This window comes from Ruegeria sp. HKCCD7303, from assembly GCF_013111185.1.
Lineage (GTDB): Bacteria > Pseudomonadota > Alphaproteobacteria > Rhodobacterales > Rhodobacteraceae > Ruegeria.
Genome location: NZ_WVRE01000001.1, coordinates 704319 through 721211, shown reverse-complemented (window position 1 = coordinate 721211; position 16893 = coordinate 704319). Strand labels below are relative to the sequence as shown.

23 protein-coding genes are annotated in these 16893 nt (G+C 57.9%); 12 read left to right on the top strand and 11 right to left on the bottom strand.

Annotated elements, in window-relative coordinates:
• Positions 1 to 21: 21 nt before the first annotated feature.
• The 3 genes from GS630_RS03115 to GS630_RS03105 all read right to left on the bottom strand — a co-directional run bounded on the left by GS630_RS03115 (position 22) and on the right by GS630_RS03105 (position 1213).
• Positions 22 to 369 (bottom strand): hypothetical protein, encoded by a 348-nt coding sequence (locus GS630_RS03115; protein WP_245222904.1) that lies wholly within the window; start codon positions 367 to 369, stop codon positions 22 to 24.
• An 11-nt stretch (positions 370 to 380) separates the two neighbouring features.
• Entirely contained in the window at positions 381 to 626 is a 246-nt protein-coding gene (locus GS630_RS03110) for a glycine zipper 2TM domain-containing protein (protein ID WP_171178282.1), read from the bottom strand.
• 101 nt (positions 627 to 727) lie between these two features.
• Positions 728 to 1213, bottom strand: a complete 486-nt coding sequence (locus GS630_RS03105) for a peroxiredoxin (RefSeq protein ID WP_171178280.1) — start codon at positions 1211 to 1213, stop codon at positions 728 to 730.
• A 99-nt stretch (positions 1214 to 1312) separates the two neighbouring features.
• Here GS630_RS03105 and GS630_RS03100 point away from each other — a divergent pair, with 99 nt between their 5' ends.
• From GS630_RS03100 to GS630_RS03085, 4 genes are read left to right on the top strand one after another with little or no spacing between them, the layout of a single operon-like run.
• Positions 1313 to 2524, top strand: a complete 1212-nt coding sequence (locus GS630_RS03100) for an NAD(P)/FAD-dependent oxidoreductase (protein WP_171620217.1) — start codon at positions 1313 to 1315, stop codon at positions 2522 to 2524.
• A complete protein-coding gene (rsmD, locus tag GS630_RS03095) occupies positions 2521 to 3084 on the top strand; it encodes a 16S rRNA (guanine(966)-N(2))-methyltransferase RsmD (RefSeq protein ID WP_171178276.1) in 564 nt (187 codons plus the stop codon). The genes GS630_RS03100 and rsmD overlap by 4 nt, the downstream gene beginning before the upstream one ends.
• The gene (locus tag GS630_RS03090; protein WP_171178274.1) at positions 3077 to 3706 is read left to right on the top strand and encodes an HAD family phosphatase; all 630 of its coding nucleotides are present in this window, start codon (positions 3077 to 3079) and stop codon (positions 3704 to 3706) included. Before rsmD ends, GS630_RS03090 begins: the two co-directional genes overlap by 8 nt.
• 25 nt (positions 3707 to 3731) lie before the next feature.
• Positions 3732 to 3911 (top strand): hypothetical protein, encoded by a 180-nt coding sequence (locus GS630_RS03085; protein ID WP_171620215.1) that lies wholly within the window; start codon positions 3732 to 3734, stop codon positions 3909 to 3911.
• On the opposite strand, the gene map is transcribed toward GS630_RS03085, so the two are convergent.
• The 4 genes from map to sfsA form a co-directional block, all read right to left on the bottom strand.
• A complete protein-coding gene (map, locus tag GS630_RS03080) occupies positions 3899 to 4711 on the bottom strand; it encodes a type I methionyl aminopeptidase (RefSeq protein WP_171620213.1) in 813 nt (270 codons plus the stop codon). The two genes, GS630_RS03085 and map, sit on opposite strands and share 13 nt — an antisense overlap.
• Before the next feature lie 165 nt (positions 4712 to 4876).
• Positions 4877 to 5227 carry a hypothetical protein gene (locus GS630_RS03075; RefSeq protein ID WP_171620211.1) on the bottom strand — a complete coding sequence of 117 codons (351 nt, stop codon included), beginning with the start codon at positions 5225 to 5227 and terminating at the stop codon, positions 4877 to 4879.
• 46 nt (positions 5228 to 5273) lie between these two features.
• Positions 5274 to 5648, bottom strand: coding sequence for a hypothetical protein (locus tag GS630_RS03070; RefSeq protein ID WP_171620209.1), 375 nt, complete (start codon positions 5646 to 5648; stop codon positions 5274 to 5276).
• 167 nt (positions 5649 to 5815) lie between these two features.
• On the bottom strand, positions 5816 to 6511 hold the full coding sequence (gene sfsA, locus GS630_RS03065; RefSeq protein WP_171178266.1) for a DNA/RNA nuclease SfsA: 696 nt from the start codon (positions 6509 to 6511) through the stop codon (positions 5816 to 5818).
• Positions 6512 to 6561: 50 nt separating this feature from the next.
• Between sfsA and GS630_RS03060 the strand changes: the two genes are divergently transcribed.
• The 4 genes from GS630_RS03060 to GS630_RS03045 are packed head-to-tail and all read left to right on the top strand — an operon-like array spanning position 6562 to position 9478.
• Complete coding sequence (locus tag GS630_RS03060; protein ID WP_171620207.1) at positions 6562 to 7284, top strand: molybdopterin-binding protein; 723 nt, start codon at positions 6562 to 6564, stop codon at positions 7282 to 7284.
• Positions 7281 to 7991: a GNAT family N-acetyltransferase gene (locus GS630_RS03055; RefSeq protein ID WP_171711860.1), complete on the top strand. Its 711-nt coding sequence runs from the start codon at positions 7281 to 7283 to the stop codon at positions 7989 to 7991. The genes GS630_RS03060 and GS630_RS03055 overlap by 4 nt, the downstream gene beginning before the upstream one ends.
• Before the next feature lie 30 nt (positions 7992 to 8021).
• On the top strand, positions 8022 to 8579 hold the full coding sequence (locus tag GS630_RS03050) for a peroxidase-related enzyme (RefSeq protein WP_171234845.1): 558 nt from the start codon (positions 8022 to 8024) through the stop codon (positions 8577 to 8579).
• Positions 8576 to 9478 carry an OmpA family protein gene (locus tag GS630_RS03045; protein ID WP_171620203.1) on the top strand — a complete coding sequence of 301 codons (903 nt, stop codon included), beginning with the start codon at positions 8576 to 8578 and terminating at the stop codon, positions 9476 to 9478. The genes GS630_RS03050 and GS630_RS03045 overlap by 4 nt, the downstream gene beginning before the upstream one ends.
• Before the next feature lie 77 nt (positions 9479 to 9555).
• Here the strand turns inward: GS630_RS03045 and GS630_RS03040 are convergent, their stop codons facing one another.
• A complete protein-coding gene (locus GS630_RS03040) occupies positions 9556 to 10461 on the bottom strand; it encodes a LysR family transcriptional regulator (protein ID WP_171178259.1) in 906 nt (301 codons plus the stop codon).
• Between the two features lie 227 nt (positions 10462 to 10688).
• Here GS630_RS03040 and GS630_RS03035 point away from each other — a divergent pair, with 227 nt between their 5' ends.
• Positions 10689 to 11129 carry a DUF4399 domain-containing protein gene (locus tag GS630_RS03035; protein WP_171178257.1) on the top strand — a complete coding sequence of 147 codons (441 nt, stop codon included), beginning with the start codon at positions 10689 to 10691 and terminating at the stop codon, positions 11127 to 11129.
• Between the two features lie 67 nt (positions 11130 to 11196).
• Positions 11197 to 11805, top strand: coding sequence for a LysE family translocator (locus GS630_RS03030; protein WP_171178255.1), 609 nt, complete (start codon positions 11197 to 11199; stop codon positions 11803 to 11805).
• Between the two features lie 6 nt (positions 11806 to 11811).
• On the opposite strand, the gene GS630_RS03025 is transcribed toward GS630_RS03030, so the two are convergent.
• A complete protein-coding gene (locus GS630_RS03025) occupies positions 11812 to 13839 on the bottom strand; it encodes an NADPH-dependent 2,4-dienoyl-CoA reductase (protein ID WP_171620201.1) in 2028 nt (675 codons plus the stop codon).
• A 137-nt stretch (positions 13840 to 13976) separates the two neighbouring features.
• On the opposite strand from GS630_RS03025, the gene GS630_RS03020 reads away from it, so the two are divergent.
• Positions 13977 to 14471: an RNA pyrophosphohydrolase gene (locus GS630_RS03020; protein WP_171178252.1), complete on the top strand. Its 495-nt coding sequence runs from the start codon at positions 13977 to 13979 to the stop codon at positions 14469 to 14471.
• 67 nt (positions 14472 to 14538) lie between these two features.
• Positions 14539 to 15183, top strand: a complete 645-nt coding sequence (locus GS630_RS03015; protein ID WP_171620199.1) for a hemolysin III family protein — start codon at positions 14539 to 14541, stop codon at positions 15181 to 15183.
• A 59-nt stretch (positions 15184 to 15242) separates the two neighbouring features.
• On the opposite strand, the gene GS630_RS03010 is transcribed toward GS630_RS03015, so the two are convergent.
• Complete coding sequence (locus tag GS630_RS03010; protein WP_171237946.1) at positions 15243 to 16232, bottom strand: adenosine kinase; 990 nt, start codon at positions 16230 to 16232, stop codon at positions 15243 to 15245.
• Positions 16229 to 16873, bottom strand: a complete 645-nt coding sequence (gene nth, locus GS630_RS03005) for an endonuclease III (RefSeq protein ID WP_171620197.1) — start codon at positions 16871 to 16873, stop codon at positions 16229 to 16231. The genes GS630_RS03010 and nth overlap by 4 nt, the downstream gene beginning before the upstream one ends.
• Positions 16874 to 16893 lie beyond the last annotated feature (20 nt).

Below are 16893 nucleotides of genomic sequence, written 5' to 3'. Positions count from 1 at the left end.
CAAGCTCCTGTCGTGACAGGCTTAATCCAGTTGGCCATTGCCATCCTGATCCGCCGTGTTGAAGTCCTCATCCATCTGAGCATCATATTCCGCTCTTGAGATAAAGCTGTCTTTGTTGCGGTCAACATTCTGAAACTGCTTGATGTCCAGAAACGGTTTGGCCTCTTCCAGGCCCAGGGTGCCGTTTTTGTCTTCATCCATGGCCTGAAATGCATAGTCCGAGAATGCGTCGAACTCGTCTTTTGATAAGAACCCGTCATTATTCGCATCAATGGCGTTCAGTTCTTTTTCATGCAGCTCTGCAACGGTTTCGGCGGCGGCTGCCGAGGTCAGAAATGTGATCATGAGTATGATAATTCCGCGTGTCATGGTTGACCCTTTCAGCATGCAAATCTCTGGCCTTCAAAGCCACCAGCCGCGGCACCCGCAGCGGTAAGGATTGTCTTGCCCGACCCGCCACCAAATTGATTGCCGATGGCGCCACCGATCAACGCACCGCCCAAAGTTCCGCCCAGGCACGCGATCTCGTGTTGGCGCGCGGCTTGTTGCTGTGGGGTGGGTGCCGGTCCGCAGGATGCTAGAATGGCGGAGCCGGTCAGGATAAGTGAAAATGTCTTAAGTGTCATAAAGAACTCCCCAAACGCCTGGATCAAGTATTCGCGCATTAGGGAAGAGCATCAAGTTAATTTGGGTTTTGATGGCCCCGAAAAACCGGGGCCGAACTCTATCAGATGACGTCCAGCAGGCCTTCACCGGCAGAGATTTCGCATGCGCCCGGGTTTTCTTCCAGGTTCAAGGCAGTGACTTTGCCGTCCTCAACCAGCATGGCATAGCGTTTGGACCGGGCAATCAGACCGGCGGGCGGGGCGTCGAAATCCATGCCGATGGCTTTGGTGAATTCTGATGCGGCATCTGCCAGCATGGTCAGACCGGCGTCAGACGCGCCGGTGGCTTCGCCCCAAGCTTTCATGACAAAGGGGTCGTTGACCGAAATGCAGATGATTTCGTCTACGCCTTTGGCGTCGAACTGATCTTTCGTCCGCATGAAGCTGGGTACATGCGCGGAATGGCATGTCGGTGTAAACGCCCCAGGAACAGCAAAGATCACCACTTTGCGGCCCTTGGTCTTTTCTGAAATCCGAACCTCTTCCGGCCCGTCCGCGCCCATCTGGGTCAGTGTCGCTTCGGGAAGGGCGTCTCCTGTTGAAATCATTTTTCAGCTCCTGTTGTTTGGATTTGCAGAATTGGGCTTAGCCGCAATATAGGTGGTCCAAACACGGAGACCACGGGAAAACTGCAGGGTGGGCAAAACATGAGCCATATTGTCGTGATCGGTGCCGGTCAGGCGGGTGCATCTTTGGTGGCGCGTTTGCGCAAGGATGGGTTCGACGGGGACATCACCCTTGTCGGCGCTGAACCGCATTTGCCCTATCAGCGCCCGCCTTTGTCCAAAGCATACCTGCTGGGCGAGATGGAGCTGGAGCGCCTGTTCCTGCGGCCCGAGAGTTTCTATGCCGAGAACAACATCACCCTGCGTCTGGGCCAGCGCGTCACGGGCATCGATCCGCAAGCCAAGACTGTGACGTTGGGGGACGAAGTCATTTCTTACGACGAACTGGCGCTGACCACCGGGTCCGATCCGCGCCGTCTGCCCGCGGCAATTGGTGGTGACCTGGAAGGTGTGCATGTGGTGCGCGATCTGGCGCATATCGACGATATGGAGCCCAAGGTCACTGAAGGTGCTCGTGCGTTGATCGTGGGGGGTGGCTATATCGGGCTTGAGGCCGCAGCCGTCTGCGCCAAGCGAGGCGTCAAGGTGACTCTGGTCGAGATGGCAGACCGTATTCTACAACGGGTTGCAGCACCCGAGACCAGCGACTATTTCCGTGCATTGCACAGCGAGTATGGTGCGGACATTCGCGAAGGCGTCGGGTTGGATCGGCTGATTGGCAAAAACGGAAAGGTGACGGGGGCCCTGCTTACCGACGGCACCGAGCTTGAGGTTGACTTTGTCGTGGTTGGTGTCGGCATCGCGCCCGCAACCCAATTGGCCGAGATGGCGGGGCTTGAGGTGGACAATGGTATCAAGACCGATGCCCATGGCCGCACTTCGGATCCGTCAATCTGGGCGGCAGGCGATTGTGCCTCGTTTCCACACGGTGAAGGCCGGATCAGGCTAGAGAGTGTGCCTAACGCCATCGATCAGGCCGAGATCGTCGCGCAGAACATGCTGGGCGAGGCCCGGGATTATGTGGCGACCCCATGGTTCTGGTCGGACCAGTATGACGTCAAACTGCAGATCGCCGGTCTGAACACCGGATATGACCGCGTTGTGACCCGCAAGGGCGAAGGGCAGACCGTGTCCTTCTGGTATTACAAGGGCGATCAGTTGATAGCTGTGGACGCAATGAACGATCCCCGCGCGTATATGGTCGGCAAACGCTTGATCGACGCAGGCAAGACGGCCGATCCGGCCATCGTGGCGGATCCGGACGCGGACCTGAAGCCGCTGCTTAAAGCGTGAGAATCATCGCCGGAGAGTTCCGAGGCCGCGCCTTGGCCTCGGTCGGCAAAGGGGATGCGGGGGCACATCTGCGCCCCACCACTGACCGTGTGCGCGAAAGTCTTTTCAACGTCCTGACCCACCAGATCGATTTTGACGGCCTGCGCGTGCTGGATCTGTTCGCAGGAACCGGGGCGCTGGGGCTTGAGGCGCTGTCGCGTGGTGCGTCTCATGTCACCTTTGTTGATGACGGACGTGTGGCCCAAGGGCTAATCCGCAAGAATATCGACCTGACCCACAGCGCCGAGCGTACCGATCTGGTCCGCCGCGATGCCACCCGGCTGGGCGACAACCCGAAGGCCCCATATGATCTGATCTTTCTGGACCCCCCCTACGGCAAAGCGTTGGGCCAAAAGGCAGTGACCGCAATAACCGCCGGTGGATGGGTCGCTGATGACGCCTTACTGGTTTGGGAAGAAAATGCTCCGATGCAGCCACCTGCCGGGTTCACGTTGCAGGGCAGTCGGAAATATGGCGACACGTATATCTCTTTGATATGGAAAGACGAACCGGATGCATGATCTGGTGATTTTTGATTGCGATGGCGTTCTGGTAGACAGCGAAGTGATCTCGAACCAGGTGCTGGTTGAAAATCTAGCTGGCTATGACCTGCACCTGACACTGCCTGAATGCATGTCGCTGTTTGTAGGCGGAACAATGGTCGGGGTGCGCGACAAGGCACGCAGCATGGGTGCCGATTTACCCGATGACTGGGTGGATCAGATCTATGCTGAAACCTATGACCGACTTCGCAAAGGGGTTCCTTTGGTGCCTGGTGTTTCCGAATTGTTGGTGGCATTGGATCAAAACGGCATCCCGTTCTGCGTTGCGTCAAACGGCAGCCCGGACAAGATGAAGATCACCCTGGGTCAGAATGGGCTCTGGGACCGGTTCAAGGACGTTATGTTCTCGGCTCATGTTCTGGGAACTGGCAAACCGGACCCAAGGATGTTCAAGCTGGCCGCTCAGCACTTCGAAGCAAACGCCCCGGTGGTTATTGAAGACAGCGAGAACGGCGTCACTGCGGCCACCCGGGCGGGTATGCGCTGTTTGGCCTACGCACCGCATGGCGGCAGGCTGGCAGATCTGGGTGCCGAAGTAATCACGCACATGTCACAAGCGCACCAGTTGTTGGGACTCTGACCCTTTGTTGTGCTAAGGTGCAGGCATGGACCGCGCCCTGACACCCTTTAGTTGGACGTTTTCCCACGACGCCGAAGCCTCGACCGGCCCCGAGCGCAAACCCATGCGCGCGCCTGTTTTCATCCACGACGCGGTGACGCCGTGGGGGGCAGAGACGATGCTGCTGAAAGTGATGCGCGAACAGGCGGTCGATCAGGAGGAATAGGTCGGGTGGAACTTGTCGCCCGGCGAGAGTGTAAAAATCTCGACCCCATCCGCTGTGACACCCACCGAATGCTCGAACTGTGCCGACAGTGACTTGTCGCGGGTCACGGCGGTCCAGTCGTCGGCCAGTGTCTTGGTTTCAGGACGGCCCAAGTTGACCATCGGTTCGATGGTAAAGAACATACCCTCTTCCAGAATCGCGCCAGTGCCCGGACGGCCATAGTGCAGAACGTTGGGCGGCGCGTGGAACACGCGGCCCAGACCGTGGCCACAAAAATCACGCACAACGCTCATCCGGTGCGCTTCTACATAAGCCTGAATGGCGTGGCCAATATCACCGAAAGTGTTGCCGGGCTTGACCATCTCGATGCCCTTGAACAGCGCGTCATGGGTCACTTGGATCAGCCGTTCCGCCTTGCGGGGCAATTTACCGGCCACATACATACGCGAGGTGTCGCCGAACCAGCCATCGACGATCACAGTCACGTCGATGTTCAGGATGTCGCCATCCTTCAGCTTTTTTTCACCCGGAATGCCATGGCAAACGACGTGATTGACGCTGATGCAGCTGGCGTGCTGATAGCCTTTGTAGCCAATCGTGGCCGAAGTTGCGCCTGCGTCTTCGACCATCTGCGTGATCAGCCCGTCAATCGCGCCAGTGGTCTGGCCGGGAAAGACGTGTTCTGCAATATCATCCAGAATGCGTGCCGCCAAAGCCCCTGCCGCGTGCATTCCGGCAAAGTCGCTTTGTTCATAGATGCGGATGCCGTCTTTGGTCAGGCGGCCACGATGTTCTTTCATCGACGCTAAGCTCCAAATGTTTCGCGCAGCATTCCTTTTACGCTGCTTGTGCAGAAAGTACCAGAGGGCGCAGGGTCACACTCTTTCAGCGAAGTAGCTCGACGGCTTATCAGTTTCAACAGCCGCTCTCTCATGCCATTACTACGACCCTATGTCGCGACAGGCTCAATCCCACGCTATTTTCGGGGGTGGAGTGCCGCAAACTTCCAAACGAGCGGACAGTGCGATCAATTTGCCCTTGGTCGCGGCTATTTCGCCCTCCAAATCATCCCCAGATAAACTGGATACAGGAACGCCGATTAACAGCACGCCGACAGCGTCACCAGCAACCGCTTGTTTTTGTGCGGAAACCAAGGCAGGCACTCTGGCAACCTCTTGTTGGTAGAGTTGTCGTGCCTTTGCGCAAGATACGTCGTTATAGACGTCTCCGATTGGAACCGGTGCAATCGAACTTGGTTGTTCCGCGCACGCGGTGACGGCGAGAAGGACGGCCAATGTGACTAAATTTTTTTGCATGCTGAACTCCGTGATTTCTGACATAAGGCGACAGTTTCGCGAAGGCTCAGCAGGTATAGGTGAACTCCCACTGAGGGTCGATGACCAGTTGGGCAGAACGGATGTCACATGTTCTGCCGGTTGACTTCAGGTACTCTGCCGCCGCCGATTGAAAGACCAACTGCGTGGGGTCCATACTGCCAGCCAAGCCGAATGTTGCCCCTTTGGCGGCACCTGCCAATGCCGCATCTCCCAAGCTGGGCGTCAGCATAATCAAGCCGCTTTCAGGCTTGTCGAAGACGCGCCAGGTTCTGCCAAAGGCTTCGAAGTTTATTGGGTCGACGTCGCCATATGTCTTCATCGCGTAACTCATGCCCGAGCAAGAGGCCGTGTATAGGAGTGCGGCGCACAGAACGGTCATACCAATGGCTTTGTATCGCATGACAAATCTCCCCTCGAAATTGTCGTGCTGAATAGCAAAGCTTTTTGTATGCTCATTAACCTTGATATGAATCAACAAATAGCGTTTTAAGAATATTTATAGTGAGCTTTAGGTTTGACCCGAGACGCTAGGTTATCTTGTTTCTGGCGGGTGCTGCTGAATGGCCTCTAGATCGGTTTGGGTAAGACTGCGACGCCCAAGGGTGAAATCTCTGTCCCATACACCAATCGTTCCACCCCCTGCGCCTGTGCTGTTTCAAACGCCGCCGCATAGGCCGGGTCAATATCAGCCGCCAGCGCAAACCTGTCGCAATCGGTACGCTGGACCAGATACAGCATGATCGCGCGGTGTCCTTGCGCGGCCATGGCTGCCAGCTCGCCCAGATGCTTTGTGCCGCGTGCCGTGACACTGTCGGGAAACTCGGCCAGGCCGGGCTGGCGCGAGAGGGTCACGCTTTTGACCTCGACATAAGCGTCGGGCAGGCCCGGCCCGGTCAGCAGGAAATCGATGCGGCTGTTTTCGCCGTATTTCACTTCGGGCCGGACGGTGTCATAGGCGGCCAGTTCTGCAATCTCACCGGCTTCAAGCGCTGCCCTTAAGGCGCGATTGGGAACCGAGGTGTCAACGCCGGTGAAATGCCCGTTTTCGTGATCCACCAAACGCCAGCCGTATTTCAGCTTTTTCTTGGGGTCGTCATTGGGTTCCAGCCAGATTTTCTCGCCCGGTTCAGCCAGCCCCATCATCGATCCCGGATTGGCGCAATGGGCCGTAACCTCTTGCCCGTCTTCCAGCGTGCAATCAGCCAGAAAGCGTTTGTAGCGGCGGATCAGGCGGGCGGGGACAAGAGGGGTTTCAAATCGCATGGTTCAGGGCCTATACCTGCCCCTGAGAACGATCAAGAGGGGAGAGCGCCATGGCCAATCCAACTGCAGCAATGCTGGTGATCGGGGATGAAATCCTGTCCGGCCGCACCCGTGATGCCAACATGCACTTTCTGGCGCAGGAGCTGACCAAACACGGCATCGACCTGAAAGAAGTGCGCATTGTCAGCGATGACGCCCCCGCCATCGAAGCGGCGGTCAAAGCACTATCAGACGCCTATGACACCGTCTTTACCAGTGGCGGCATCGGTCCGACACATGACGATATCACCGCCGATTGCATCGCGCGGGCCTTCGACACGCCGATTGATATTCGGGATGACGCGCGGGCGCTGTTGCAGGCGCATTACGACAAATCGGGGTTGGAGCTGAATGCCGCCCGCCTGCGCATGGCCCGCATTCCCGATGGTGCGGCGCTGATCGACAATCCGGTCTCGACTGCACCGGGCTTTACTCTTGTGAACGTGCATGTGATGGCCGGTGTGCCTTCGGTGTTTCAGGCGATGGTGGCCAGTGTTCTGCCAACGTTAACCGGAGGCAGTCCCTTGCTGTCGCAAACTCTGCGCGTGGATCGGGGCGAGGGCGATATTGCCGCAAACCTGTCCGCCTTGGCCGAAGAGTTCAGCGACCTGTCCATTGGCTGTTATCCGTTCCAGATCAACGGGGCCTTCGGTGCCAACGTTGTGATACGGGGCACTGACGGAGGGCAGATTGATGCGGCGATGACCCGTCTGGCGAAAGAGTTGGAGCTTTGAGCGCCAACTGGGCGGATATTGTCGACGGCACTTGGCCCGCCGCAGGCTACAAGGCACTTGGCCCGTTCCAACTGCGCGAAGGGCAGGGTGGTGGGTCACGTGTGTCTGCGGCCAATGCGCTGGGCCCTGCAACAGACGCGGATATTGACGCCGCCGAAGCCGCGATGCTGGCCATGGGGCAGAAACGCATTTTCTGTCTGCGTCCGGGTGATGAGGCTCTGGACGCGAAACTGGCTGATCGGGGGTACAGCGTTCTGGACCCGGTCAACATCTATGCCTGTCCGGTCGACCTGCTGACAGATCAACCGATCCCTCCGATCATGGTCTTCTCGGTCTGGGAGCCGCTTGAGATCATGCGTGAAATCTGGGCTTCGGCCGGGATTGGGCCAGAACGCCAAGCGGTGATGGCGCGCGCGAAGGGCCCCAAAACCAGTCTGTTGTTGCGCCACAACGACAAGCCCAGTGGCGTAGCATTTGTCGCGATGCACGGGGATGTTGCGATGGTCCACGCACTTGAAATCCTGCCCGATCATCGCCGCCAAGGTCTGGGCCACTGGACCATGCGCGCGGCGGCAATCTGGGCGCGGGACAATGGCACGCAGACCCTCAGCGTGATCTGCACCAAGGCCAACGTGGGAGCCAATGGTCTTTATCGCGCACTCGGGATGGAGCTTGCGGGCGAATACCATTACCGTCACCTTGAGTGAACTGAAGAGGCCGCCGTGACACAGAAAGACATGCCCACCGCGCTGAACCTGCCCATGGTCGATCCGCTGCCGCCGGAAACGCAGAAATACTTTGATATCTGTGTCGAAAAGCTGGGAATGGTGCCGAACGTATTGAAAGCCAACGCATTCGACATCGACAAGCTGAACGCCTTCACAGCGATGTACAATGACCTGATGCTGGCCGACAGCGGCTTGTCCAAGCTGGAGCGCGAGATGATTGCGGTGGTGGTATCGTCGATCAACAAGTGCTTCTACTGTCTGGTCGCACATGGCGCGGCGGTGCGTCAGCTGTCGGGTAATCCGCAACTGGGTGAGATGCTGGTGATGAATTACCGCGTCGCGCCGCTGGAGCCGCGTCAACGTGCGATGTTGGATTTTGCCGCCAAGATGACCACTGCCAGTGCCGAGATTGAAGAACCTGACCGCCAGAAACTGCGCGATGCCGGGTTCACCGACCGGGATATCTGGGACATTGCCAATGTCACCGGGTTCTTCAACATGTCCAACCGGGTGGCCAGCGCGACCGCAATGGTACCCAACGAAGAATATCACGCACAGTTTCGATGATCCGCGCCGCCGCCCTTGTTTCAATGCTTCTGACAGGTCCGGTTCTGGCACAGGACCTGACACTGCCCAGCAGTGCGCGTCAGATCAGCGACCGGACCTCGCCGCTGGATAGCTATGACCTACCGACGGGGCCTTATGCCGATGGTGCAGTGCCAGCAAAGACCGTTGAGGGGCAGGTCGAACGGTTCACATGGCGGCTTCAGGCCGGGTCCAGTACGACCCTGCAACTTCTGGCCCCGCTGCGCGACCAGATCGAGGCGCAGGGATACAAAATCCTGTTCGAATGCGAGGTTCAAAACTGTGGCGGCTTCGATTTTCGATTTGGTACCGAAGTTGTGCCGACACCGGACATGTATGTCGCCATTCAGGATTACCGCTTCCTGTCGGCCACCAAAGGGCCTGTTGTGTTGAGCCTGTTGGTCAGTCGCAACCCGCCGGATGGCTATGTTCAGCTTATCCGTGTGACGCCGCAGGATGCTCCTGACCCTGATCCGGTGGTGATCGAACAGGCCGTCGAAGGTTCGGGCGGATTGCTCGAGGCTCTGACTAGCACTGGGCATGTGATCCTGGATGATTTGCATTTCCCTACGGGCGAGGTGGCGTTAGGAGAAGGGCCATTTGGCTCACTGGCCCTGCTGGCCGGATATCTGGCCGACAACCCGGAGACGCGGTTGGCGCTGGTGGGGCATACCGACGACACCGGCGCGCTGTCGGCCAATATCTCTGTCAGCAAAAGCCGGGCCGAGGCCGTACGCACCCGATTGATCGAGGCGCATGGCGTGGCCCCCGAGCGGATTGAGGCGCAAGGCGTGGGCTATCTGGCTCCGATAACGTCCAATGCAACGCCTGAGGGGCGCGACCTGAACCGCCGGGTCGAGGCGGTTTTATTGGTCAACTGAAACTGTGCCGCCGAGTCTGAAGGCAAAAAAAGACCCGCACTTTGACATGCGGGTCATAGGTTGGTCTTCAGGGAGAATTACCAGTCCATCGGGCCTTTGTCGTGGTAGGAATTGACCAGGAAGTCGATGAAGGCCCGAACTTTGGGTTGTGTGAAGCGGCCGGGTGGGTAGACGGCATAGATGCCCTGAACCTCATCCGGCAGTGATGGCATGGCGTCGACCACCTGCCCTGATTTCAGCGCATCGGCATAAAGATAGCTGGGCAGATACGCGATCCCCAGCCCCGAGATGGCCGCGTTCAGCAGCGACTGCCCGTCATTCACGCTCAGCCAGCCCGCAGTGCGCACCTGACGCTTTTCACCCGAAGGTGCCGTCAGTTTCCAGACATTGCCCGAGGACTGGCTGGAATAGTGCAGCAGCTTGTGTTCGTTTAGATCATCAATCTTCTGCGGGCGACCGAAGCGCTCTATGTAGCTGGGCGCAACCACCATGCGCTTCACGGTTTCAGTCAGTTTACGGGCGCGCAACGTGCTGTCTTCCAGCTCTCCAATGCGGACGGCCACGTCAAAACCTTCGGAAATCAGTTCGACATAACGGTTGTTCAGAACCATGTTCACGGTGATGTCGGGATAGGCGGCCAGGAACTCGGACAGAACGGGGGACAGGTGATTCACGCCGAAATCCGTGGCAACGCTGATGCGCAACAGGCCAGATGGGGCCGATTGCATTGAGGTGACCAGCGAATCTGCCTCGCCCGCGTCATTCAGAACGCGCCGTGCGCGGTCATAATAGGCAAGGCCGATTTCTGTCGGCGACACCCGACGCGTGGTGCGGTTCAGCAACCGGGCCCCCAGACGCGCTTCGAGGCTCGAGACATGTTTGGACACGGCGGATTTGGAGATGCCCATCTTTTTGGCCGCATCGGTGAAGCCACCTTGGTCCACCACATTGGCGAAGGCTTCCATTTCAGTCAGTCGGTCCATACTTGTTCCCCAGATCTTGATTTCCTCCCTGACTATGGCGCTGAATCTGGGCGGAAACGGGGCATACATGGGATAATATCAGGGATTTGAATCGGATCGTTTGCGTATGGGAAACGCAGAAACAGTGGTTTCCAAATGCGCCGCAGCCCCTGTGTGGCTGTGTTTTTTGGCCAATTGGACTAATCTATTAGTTTGAGAATGGCATTTTTGTGACAAGGGAGGAGACCATGAAGACCGTTTTCACCATCGCTGCCTTTTGCCTTTTTGCGGGTTTCGCACACGCCGGGGGTGAAACGCCTTCGAACCCCGAAGCAAAGGTCTATTTCGTCAATTTGTCAGACGGTGACGCAGTGCAATCGCCGGTTACGGTTGTCTTTGGCCTCAGCGGAATGGGTGTCGCTCCGGCAGGGACCGAGAAGGAAAACACCGGCCACCACCACTTGCTGCTTAACCGCCCACCAATTGGTGAGGGTGATGACGGCGCAGATGAGCTGGCCTATGGCCTGCCCGCCGACGACAACCACATGCACTTCGGAGGCGGTCAGACCGAGGTGACACTGGACCTGCCCCCTGGTCAGCACACGTTGCAACTGGTGCTGGGGGACGCGGGCCATGTGCCGCATAACCCGCCGATTGTGTCCGAGGTGATTACGATTACCGTCGAATAAGCAACCACGGGCCTGTTTACTTTCGCGTTGATGTGGGGAACTCTCCGGCGCGTGTTCGGGGGGTTTCATGTCGCTTGAGTTTCTTCTTACGTCCTTGATCGTTGTTCTGTTGCCGGGTACCGGCGTCATCTACACGCTGGCCATTGGGCTTGGCCGAGGATTTCGCGCCAGCGTCGCGGCAGCAGCAGGCTGTACACTTGGGATCGTGCCCGCCGCTGTAGCCAGCATTATCGGCCTGGCCGCTTTGCTGCATACAAGCGCGCTGGCCTTTCAGGTGCTCAAATACCTTGGCGTGCTCTACCTGTTCTATATGGCGTGGGGAATCGTCCGTGAGGGCGGTGCGATGGAAGTGAGCGCCGAAAAATCCGGTAAAGGCTACCTAAAGATTGCGACGACCGGCACGCTTATCAACGTTTTGAACCCTAAGTTGTCTTTGTTCTTCCTTGCGTTCCTGCCGCAATTCCTGCCCGCCGACACAAGCGATGCGGGGCTGGCTTTGGTGCAACTGGCGCTTGCGTTCATGGCGATGACCTTTGTTGTATTCATCGCCTACGGGGCCTGCGCGGCCTTGGCGCGGGACTACATAATCCACCGCCCGTCAGTGATGGCCTGGATCAAACGTTGTTTTGCAACAGCCTTCGGCGCGCTTGGGGTAAAACTTGCGCTGTCCGACTGACCAAGCTTAAAGCTCGGCCGCCAATCGTGTTCCTTGATTGATCGCACGTTTGGCGTCCAGTTCGGCCGCTACATCCGCACCGCCGATTACGTGCGGGGTAACGCCGCGTTCGATCAGTGCGTCCGCGAGCGACCGGTCTGAAACCTGCCCGGCACACAAAACGATCGTATCCGCCGAGATCACTGTGGGGTCTGCACGGTCTTCGCCAAAGCTGACATGCAGGCCGTCGTCATCAATGCGCTCATAGTTCACGCCGCCCACGAAGTTGACGTTTTTCATCTTCAACGCTGCACGGTGAATCCAGCCAGTGGTTTTGCCCAATCCCTTGCCGTGTGCCTGTTTCTTGCGCTGTAGCAATGTGACCTGACGCGCTGGCGCGCTGGGTTGAGGCCCTTCTGGCGCAAGGCCCGAGCGGTGCTCGGCCGGGTCTGTCACGCCCCATTCCTTCATCCAAAGCGGCAAGTCGGTGGTTGCGCTGTGCCCGTCCTCCAAAAGAAATTCGGAGACGTCAAAGCCGATGCCACCTGCACCGATCACGGCGACAGATTCGCCGACTTCGGCCTTGCCACGCAGCACGTCGATATAGCTGAGGACATTTTTCCGATCCTGCCCGGGAATCTGTGGGTCACGCGGGGTGACGCCGGTTGCGATGATCACTTCGTCAAAGCCGGCCAGGTCATCGGCGCTGACCTCACGGTTCAATTCCACCTTCACGCCCAGATCGGCCATCATTGTGCGATACCAGTCGACCAGCCCCCAGAACTCTTCCTTGCCCGGCACCTGTTTGGCCATGTTCAACTGTCCGCCAATCTCTGCGGCGCGGTCAAACAAAGTCACGTCGTGACCACGCTGGGCGGCTGTCATGGCCGTGGACAGACCGGCGGGGCCCGCACCGACAATGGCAACGTTTTTCTGCGTTGTGGCGGGCTCAATCACCAGCTCAGTCTCATGACAGGCGCGGGGATTGACCAGGCATGTCGTCAGTTTGCCGCTGAATGTATGGTCCAAACAGGCCTGGTTGCAGGCGATGCAAGGCGCGATCTGCGCAGATTGTCCTGCGATTGCTTTGTTGACAAAATCCGCGTCCGCCAGCATCGGGCGGGCCATCGAAACCATATCGGCACAGCCGGTGGCCAAGACCTCTTCGGCGACCTCGGGCGTGTTGATCCGGTTTGAGGTGATCACAGGTATCGAAACCTTGCCCATCAACTTTTTCGTCACCCAAGCAAAGGCTGCACGCGGGACGCTGGTGGCGATGGTCGGAATCCGCGCCTCGTGCCAACCAATGCCAGTATTGATGATTGTGGCACCGGCCTTTTCTACTTCTTGCGCCAGTTGCACCACTTCTTCATGGGTTGAACCATTGGGGACCAGATCAATCATCGAAAGGCGGTAGATGATGATGAAATCGCGGCCAACGGCCTCGCGCGTGCGGCGCACGACCTCAATCGGCAGGCGCATTCTGTTTTCGTAGGACCCGCCCCAGCGGTCTGTGCGTTTGTTGGTATGGGTCACAAGGAACTGGTTCAGGAAATACCCTTCAGACCCCATGATCTCGACCCCGTCATAGCCCGCCTGTTGGGCCAGAACGGCGGCGTTCACGATGTCGCTGATCTGTTTTTCGATGCCGTCTTCATCCAGCTCATTTGGCGGAAAGGGTGAGATAGGGGATTTCACCGGGCTTGGGGCTACGCATTTCGGGCCATAGGCATAGCGGCCTGCGTGCAGGATCTGCATCGCAATCTTGCCGCCTGCTTCGTGCACCCGCTGGGTCACGATGGAATGGCTCGCCACCTCTTTTTCATTGGTCATCATCGACGCGCCGGGCAGAACCGAGCCCTCAAGATTCGGACCAATGCCACCTGTCACCATAAGCGCCACGCCGCCGCGCGCCCGGTCCGCATAGAATTCTGCCACCCGGTTCCAGTCACCGGTTTCCTCAAGCCCCGTATGCATCGAGCCCATCAGCACGCGGTTCTTCAAGGTGGTAAAGCCCAGATCCAGCGGGGCCAGCATGTTTGGGTACGCAGTCATGGCGAAACTCTCCCTCCCGAATATGCGAGTTAGATTGACCTTCGCGTCAACTTTGTCACGCGAAACCCCACGTCACCCTCTTTGCTGTTGCCCCTGTGGTTGTTAGAGGTTGGCGGAACAATCCGATGAGGCCCCCTATGACCCCCGAAGACATCGCCAAGCTACCCTATCGCCCATGTGTGGGGCTAATGCTGATAAATGCGGACGGCAGGATTTTTGTGGGTCAGCGCAATGATCGCCACAAAGACGCGTGGCAGATGCCGCAGGGCGGCGTGGACAAAGGCGAAGACCCGCGCGATGCGGCCCTGCGCGAGTTGTGGGAGGAAACCGGGGTAACCTCGGACCTGGTGGAGATCGTGGCCGAAACCGACGGTTGGCTGCTCTACGATCTGCCGCAGGACATCGTGCCCAGGATCTGGAAAGGGCGCTATCGCGGGCAAGAGCAGAAATGGTTCCTACTGCGCTTTGTCGGTAAGGATGACCAGATCAACATCGAAACCGACCACCCAGAGTTTTCACAATGGAAATGGCAAGCGCCTGATCGGTTGATCGACGAGATCGTACCGTTCAAACGGGACGTGTACGAGCAAGTGCTGGCGGCTTTTGAAGACCACCTCGGCTCGTATAAGTGACGCTTGGGAAAGTTGGACATCCTTTTGGCGGGACTTTAGCGCAGAGCTGTTTTTTAACTGGCCAGTCATGATGCAAACAACCTATCCCAGCCCAATACGCGCGCATCGCACCGCGGACATGGTTGTCCATGTGATCGGGTTGTCCTTGATCCTGACGGCTGGGGGTTTGCTGATCGTGAACGCCTATCAGCGTCTGGATGTCGCGCTGCTTTTTGCTGTCATCGTTTATGTTCTTTGCGCGCTAGCGTCGAACCTTGCGTCTTGTGCCTATCATTTCGCGCCCTGGCATGACCGTCGCAAGTTGTTGCGCCGTATCGACCACGCCGCGATTTATCCCAGTATCTGCGGGACGTTCACACCATTCTTCGTTCAGGCGGGCACGGCATGGACCATGACCTTGCTTTGGGTGTGCTGGGGGCTGACCATCGCAGCCGTCTGGAACAAGATCGCGAATGAGACGGTCAAATCACGATGGTCGACGGCGTCATACCTTGGTTTGGGTGGTATCGGTTTAGGCGCAATCCCAGACATGACAACCGTTCCCACAGCCACCCTTTGGTGTATTGCGGGCGGTGCAGTCAGCTATGTTGTTGGAACGATGTTTTACGCTCAAAAGACACTGCCGTTTCGTTATGCGATTTGGCACGTCTGGGTGAACCTGGGTGGGGTTCTGATGTTCGTCGGAATCTGGCTGGCGCTGTTTTCTAACTAAAGGGTAGGGTTGGGGCGCTGACGCCCCAATCCATTTTGTGAAAACGATCCGATCCGAGGTCAGAGCAACCCTTCGGCGCGCAGCAATTCCTGCATGTTTGCCTCGGGGCGTGGACCGATATGGCTGATGACTTCGCGGGCGCAGACATTTCCGATCTTTGCGCAAGTCTCGTAATCCCGACCGGTGGCCATACCAAACAGGAAACCTGCAGCAAACTGATCGCCAGCACCTGTTGCATCCACGGGCACAATCTTTTCAACCGGCACGTCAATGCGGTTGTCACCACTCAGAACAGTGACACCGTCGCCTGACCGGGTGCAGACCACCAGCGGACAGATTGCGGCTGTTTTGGCCAGCGCTTCCTCCAGATCGTCGGTTTCGAACAGCGATTTGATCTCGGCCTCATTTCCGATCACGAAATCCAGCTCATTCTCGATCAGCAACAGGAAATCGACCCGGTGACGTTCAACGCAGAACGGGTCGGAAATGGCGATACCGGCCTTGCCGCCACCCTTATGACAGGCACGTGCAGCTTCAAGAAACGCGGCTTTGCCTTTTTCTTTGTCGAACAGATAACCTTCGAGGAACATGATCTGGCTGTTGCCTGCAACATCATCCGAAACGTCCTGCGAAGACAGCTCGGACGAAATCCCCAGATAAGTGTTCATCGACCGCTCGCCATCGGGCGACACAAAGATCATCGAACGCGAGGTCGGCAGCTCTCCTCCCGGGACCGGGGGGTTCACGAAATCGACGCCGTCCTCGTTCATCGCATCCGCATAGAACCGACCCAGCGCGTCATCATGCACGCGGCCGATAAAAGCGGCGTCCAGCCCTAGGGCACCTGCACCTGCAATCGTGTTGGCGACGGACCCGCCCGGCGTCTGCACGCGGCCTTCCATCGAGGCATAGAGAACCTCACCGCGCTCCTGCTCGATCAGCTGCATGATGCCTTTCTCGATACCCATCAGTTCCAGGAAACTGTCATCGGCCTGGGAAATCACGTCTACGACGGCATTTCCGATGCCGGTCAGCTGGTAAGTTTTCATTGGGTTTTGTCCTCGAATTGACAGAGATCACGGATGATGCAGGTCGGGCATTGCGGCTTGCGTGCCTTGCAATGGTACCGGCCATGCAGGATCAGCCAGTGATGCGCATGTAGTTGAAAGTCAGCAGGTATGTTGTCTTCGATGGCGCGCTCGACTGCGTCTACGTCCTTGCCGGGGCAAATGCCGGTTCGGTTGCCTACGCGAAAGATGTGCGTATCAACCGCCTGCGCGGGTTGCCGCCACCACATGTTCAGCACCACATTGGCCGTCTTGCGGCCTACACCGGGTAGGGATTGCAACGCGGCGCGTGAGTTGGGCACCTCGCCATCATAGTCTTCGACCAGAATTCGGCTGAGTTTGATGACATTCTTCGCCTTTTGGCGGAACAGGCCTATGGTCTTGATATGTTCGATCAGACCCTGTTCGCCCAGGTCCAGCATCTTTTGTGGTGTGTCGGCGATCTTGAACAGCTCGCGCGTGGCTTTGTTGACGCCAGCGTCGGTCGCTTGCGCCGACAGCGCCACGGCCACGACCAGGGTATAGACGTTCACATGCTCCAGCTCGCCCTTGGGTTCGCGGTCGGCGTCCTGAAAGCGCGTAAAGATCTCGCGGATCGTATGATAATCGAGTTGCTTTGCCATCCGGGCCTTAATGCCGCCCA

What these genes read in the sequence shown, in the direction of transcription:
- GS630_RS03115 (WP_245222904.1), bottom strand. Translation starts at nt 369, where the DNA reads ATGACACGCGGAATTATCATACTCATGATCACATTTCTGACCTCGGCA.
- GS630_RS03110 (WP_171178282.1), bottom strand. Translation starts at nt 626, where the DNA reads ATGACACTTAAGACATTTTCACTTATCCTGACCGGCTCCGCCATTCTA.
- GS630_RS03105 (WP_171178280.1), bottom strand. Translation starts at nt 1,213, where the DNA reads ATGATTTCAACAGGAGACGCCCTTCCCGAAGCGACACTGACCCAGATG.
- GS630_RS03100 (WP_171620217.1), top strand. Translation starts at nt 1,313, where the DNA reads ATGAGCCATATTGTCGTGATCGGTGCCGGTCAGGCGGGTGCATCTTTG.
- GS630_RS03090 (WP_171178274.1), top strand. Translation starts at nt 3,077, where the DNA reads ATGCATGATCTGGTGATTTTTGATTGCGATGGCGTTCTGGTAGACAGC.
- GS630_RS03085 (WP_171620215.1), top strand. Translation starts at nt 3,732, where the DNA reads ATGGACCGCGCCCTGACACCCTTTAGTTGGACGTTTTCCCACGACGCC.
- map (WP_171620213.1), bottom strand. Translation starts at nt 4,711, where the DNA reads ATGAAAGAACATCGTGGCCGCCTGACCAAAGACGGCATCCGCATCTAT.
- GS630_RS03075 (WP_171620211.1), bottom strand. Translation starts at nt 5,227, where the DNA reads ATGCAAAAAAATTTAGTCACATTGGCCGTCCTTCTCGCCGTCACCGCG.
- GS630_RS03070 (WP_171620209.1), bottom strand. Translation starts at nt 5,648, where the DNA reads ATGCGATACAAAGCCATTGGTATGACCGTTCTGTGCGCCGCACTCCTA.
- sfsA (WP_171178266.1), bottom strand. Translation starts at nt 6,511, where the DNA reads ATGCGATTTGAAACCCCTCTTGTCCCCGCCCGCCTGATCCGCCGCTAC.
- GS630_RS03060 (WP_171620207.1), top strand. Translation starts at nt 6,562, where the DNA reads ATGGCCAATCCAACTGCAGCAATGCTGGTGATCGGGGATGAAATCCTG.
- GS630_RS03050 (WP_171234845.1), top strand. Translation starts at nt 8,022, where the DNA reads ATGCCCACCGCGCTGAACCTGCCCATGGTCGATCCGCTGCCGCCGGAA.
- GS630_RS03045 (WP_171620203.1), top strand. Translation starts at nt 8,576, where the DNA reads ATGATCCGCGCCGCCGCCCTTGTTTCAATGCTTCTGACAGGTCCGGTT.
- GS630_RS03040 (WP_171178259.1), bottom strand. Translation starts at nt 10,461, where the DNA reads ATGGACCGACTGACTGAAATGGAAGCCTTCGCCAATGTGGTGGACCAA.
- GS630_RS03035 (WP_171178257.1), top strand. Translation starts at nt 10,689, where the DNA reads ATGAAGACCGTTTTCACCATCGCTGCCTTTTGCCTTTTTGCGGGTTTC.
- GS630_RS03030 (WP_171178255.1), top strand. Translation starts at nt 11,197, where the DNA reads ATGTCGCTTGAGTTTCTTCTTACGTCCTTGATCGTTGTTCTGTTGCCG.
- GS630_RS03025 (WP_171620201.1), bottom strand. Translation starts at nt 13,839, where the DNA reads ATGACTGCGTACCCAAACATGCTGGCCCCGCTGGATCTGGGCTTTACC.
- GS630_RS03020 (WP_171178252.1), top strand. Translation starts at nt 13,977, where the DNA reads ATGACCCCCGAAGACATCGCCAAGCTACCCTATCGCCCATGTGTGGGG.
- GS630_RS03015 (WP_171620199.1), top strand. Translation starts at nt 14,539, where the DNA reads ATGATGCAAACAACCTATCCCAGCCCAATACGCGCGCATCGCACCGCG.
- GS630_RS03010 (WP_171237946.1), bottom strand. Translation starts at nt 16,232, where the DNA reads ATGAAAACTTACCAGCTGACCGGCATCGGAAATGCCGTCGTAGACGTG.
- nth (WP_171620197.1), bottom strand. Translation starts at nt 16,873, where the DNA reads ATGGCAAAGCAACTCGATTATCATACGATCCGCGAGATCTTTACGCGC.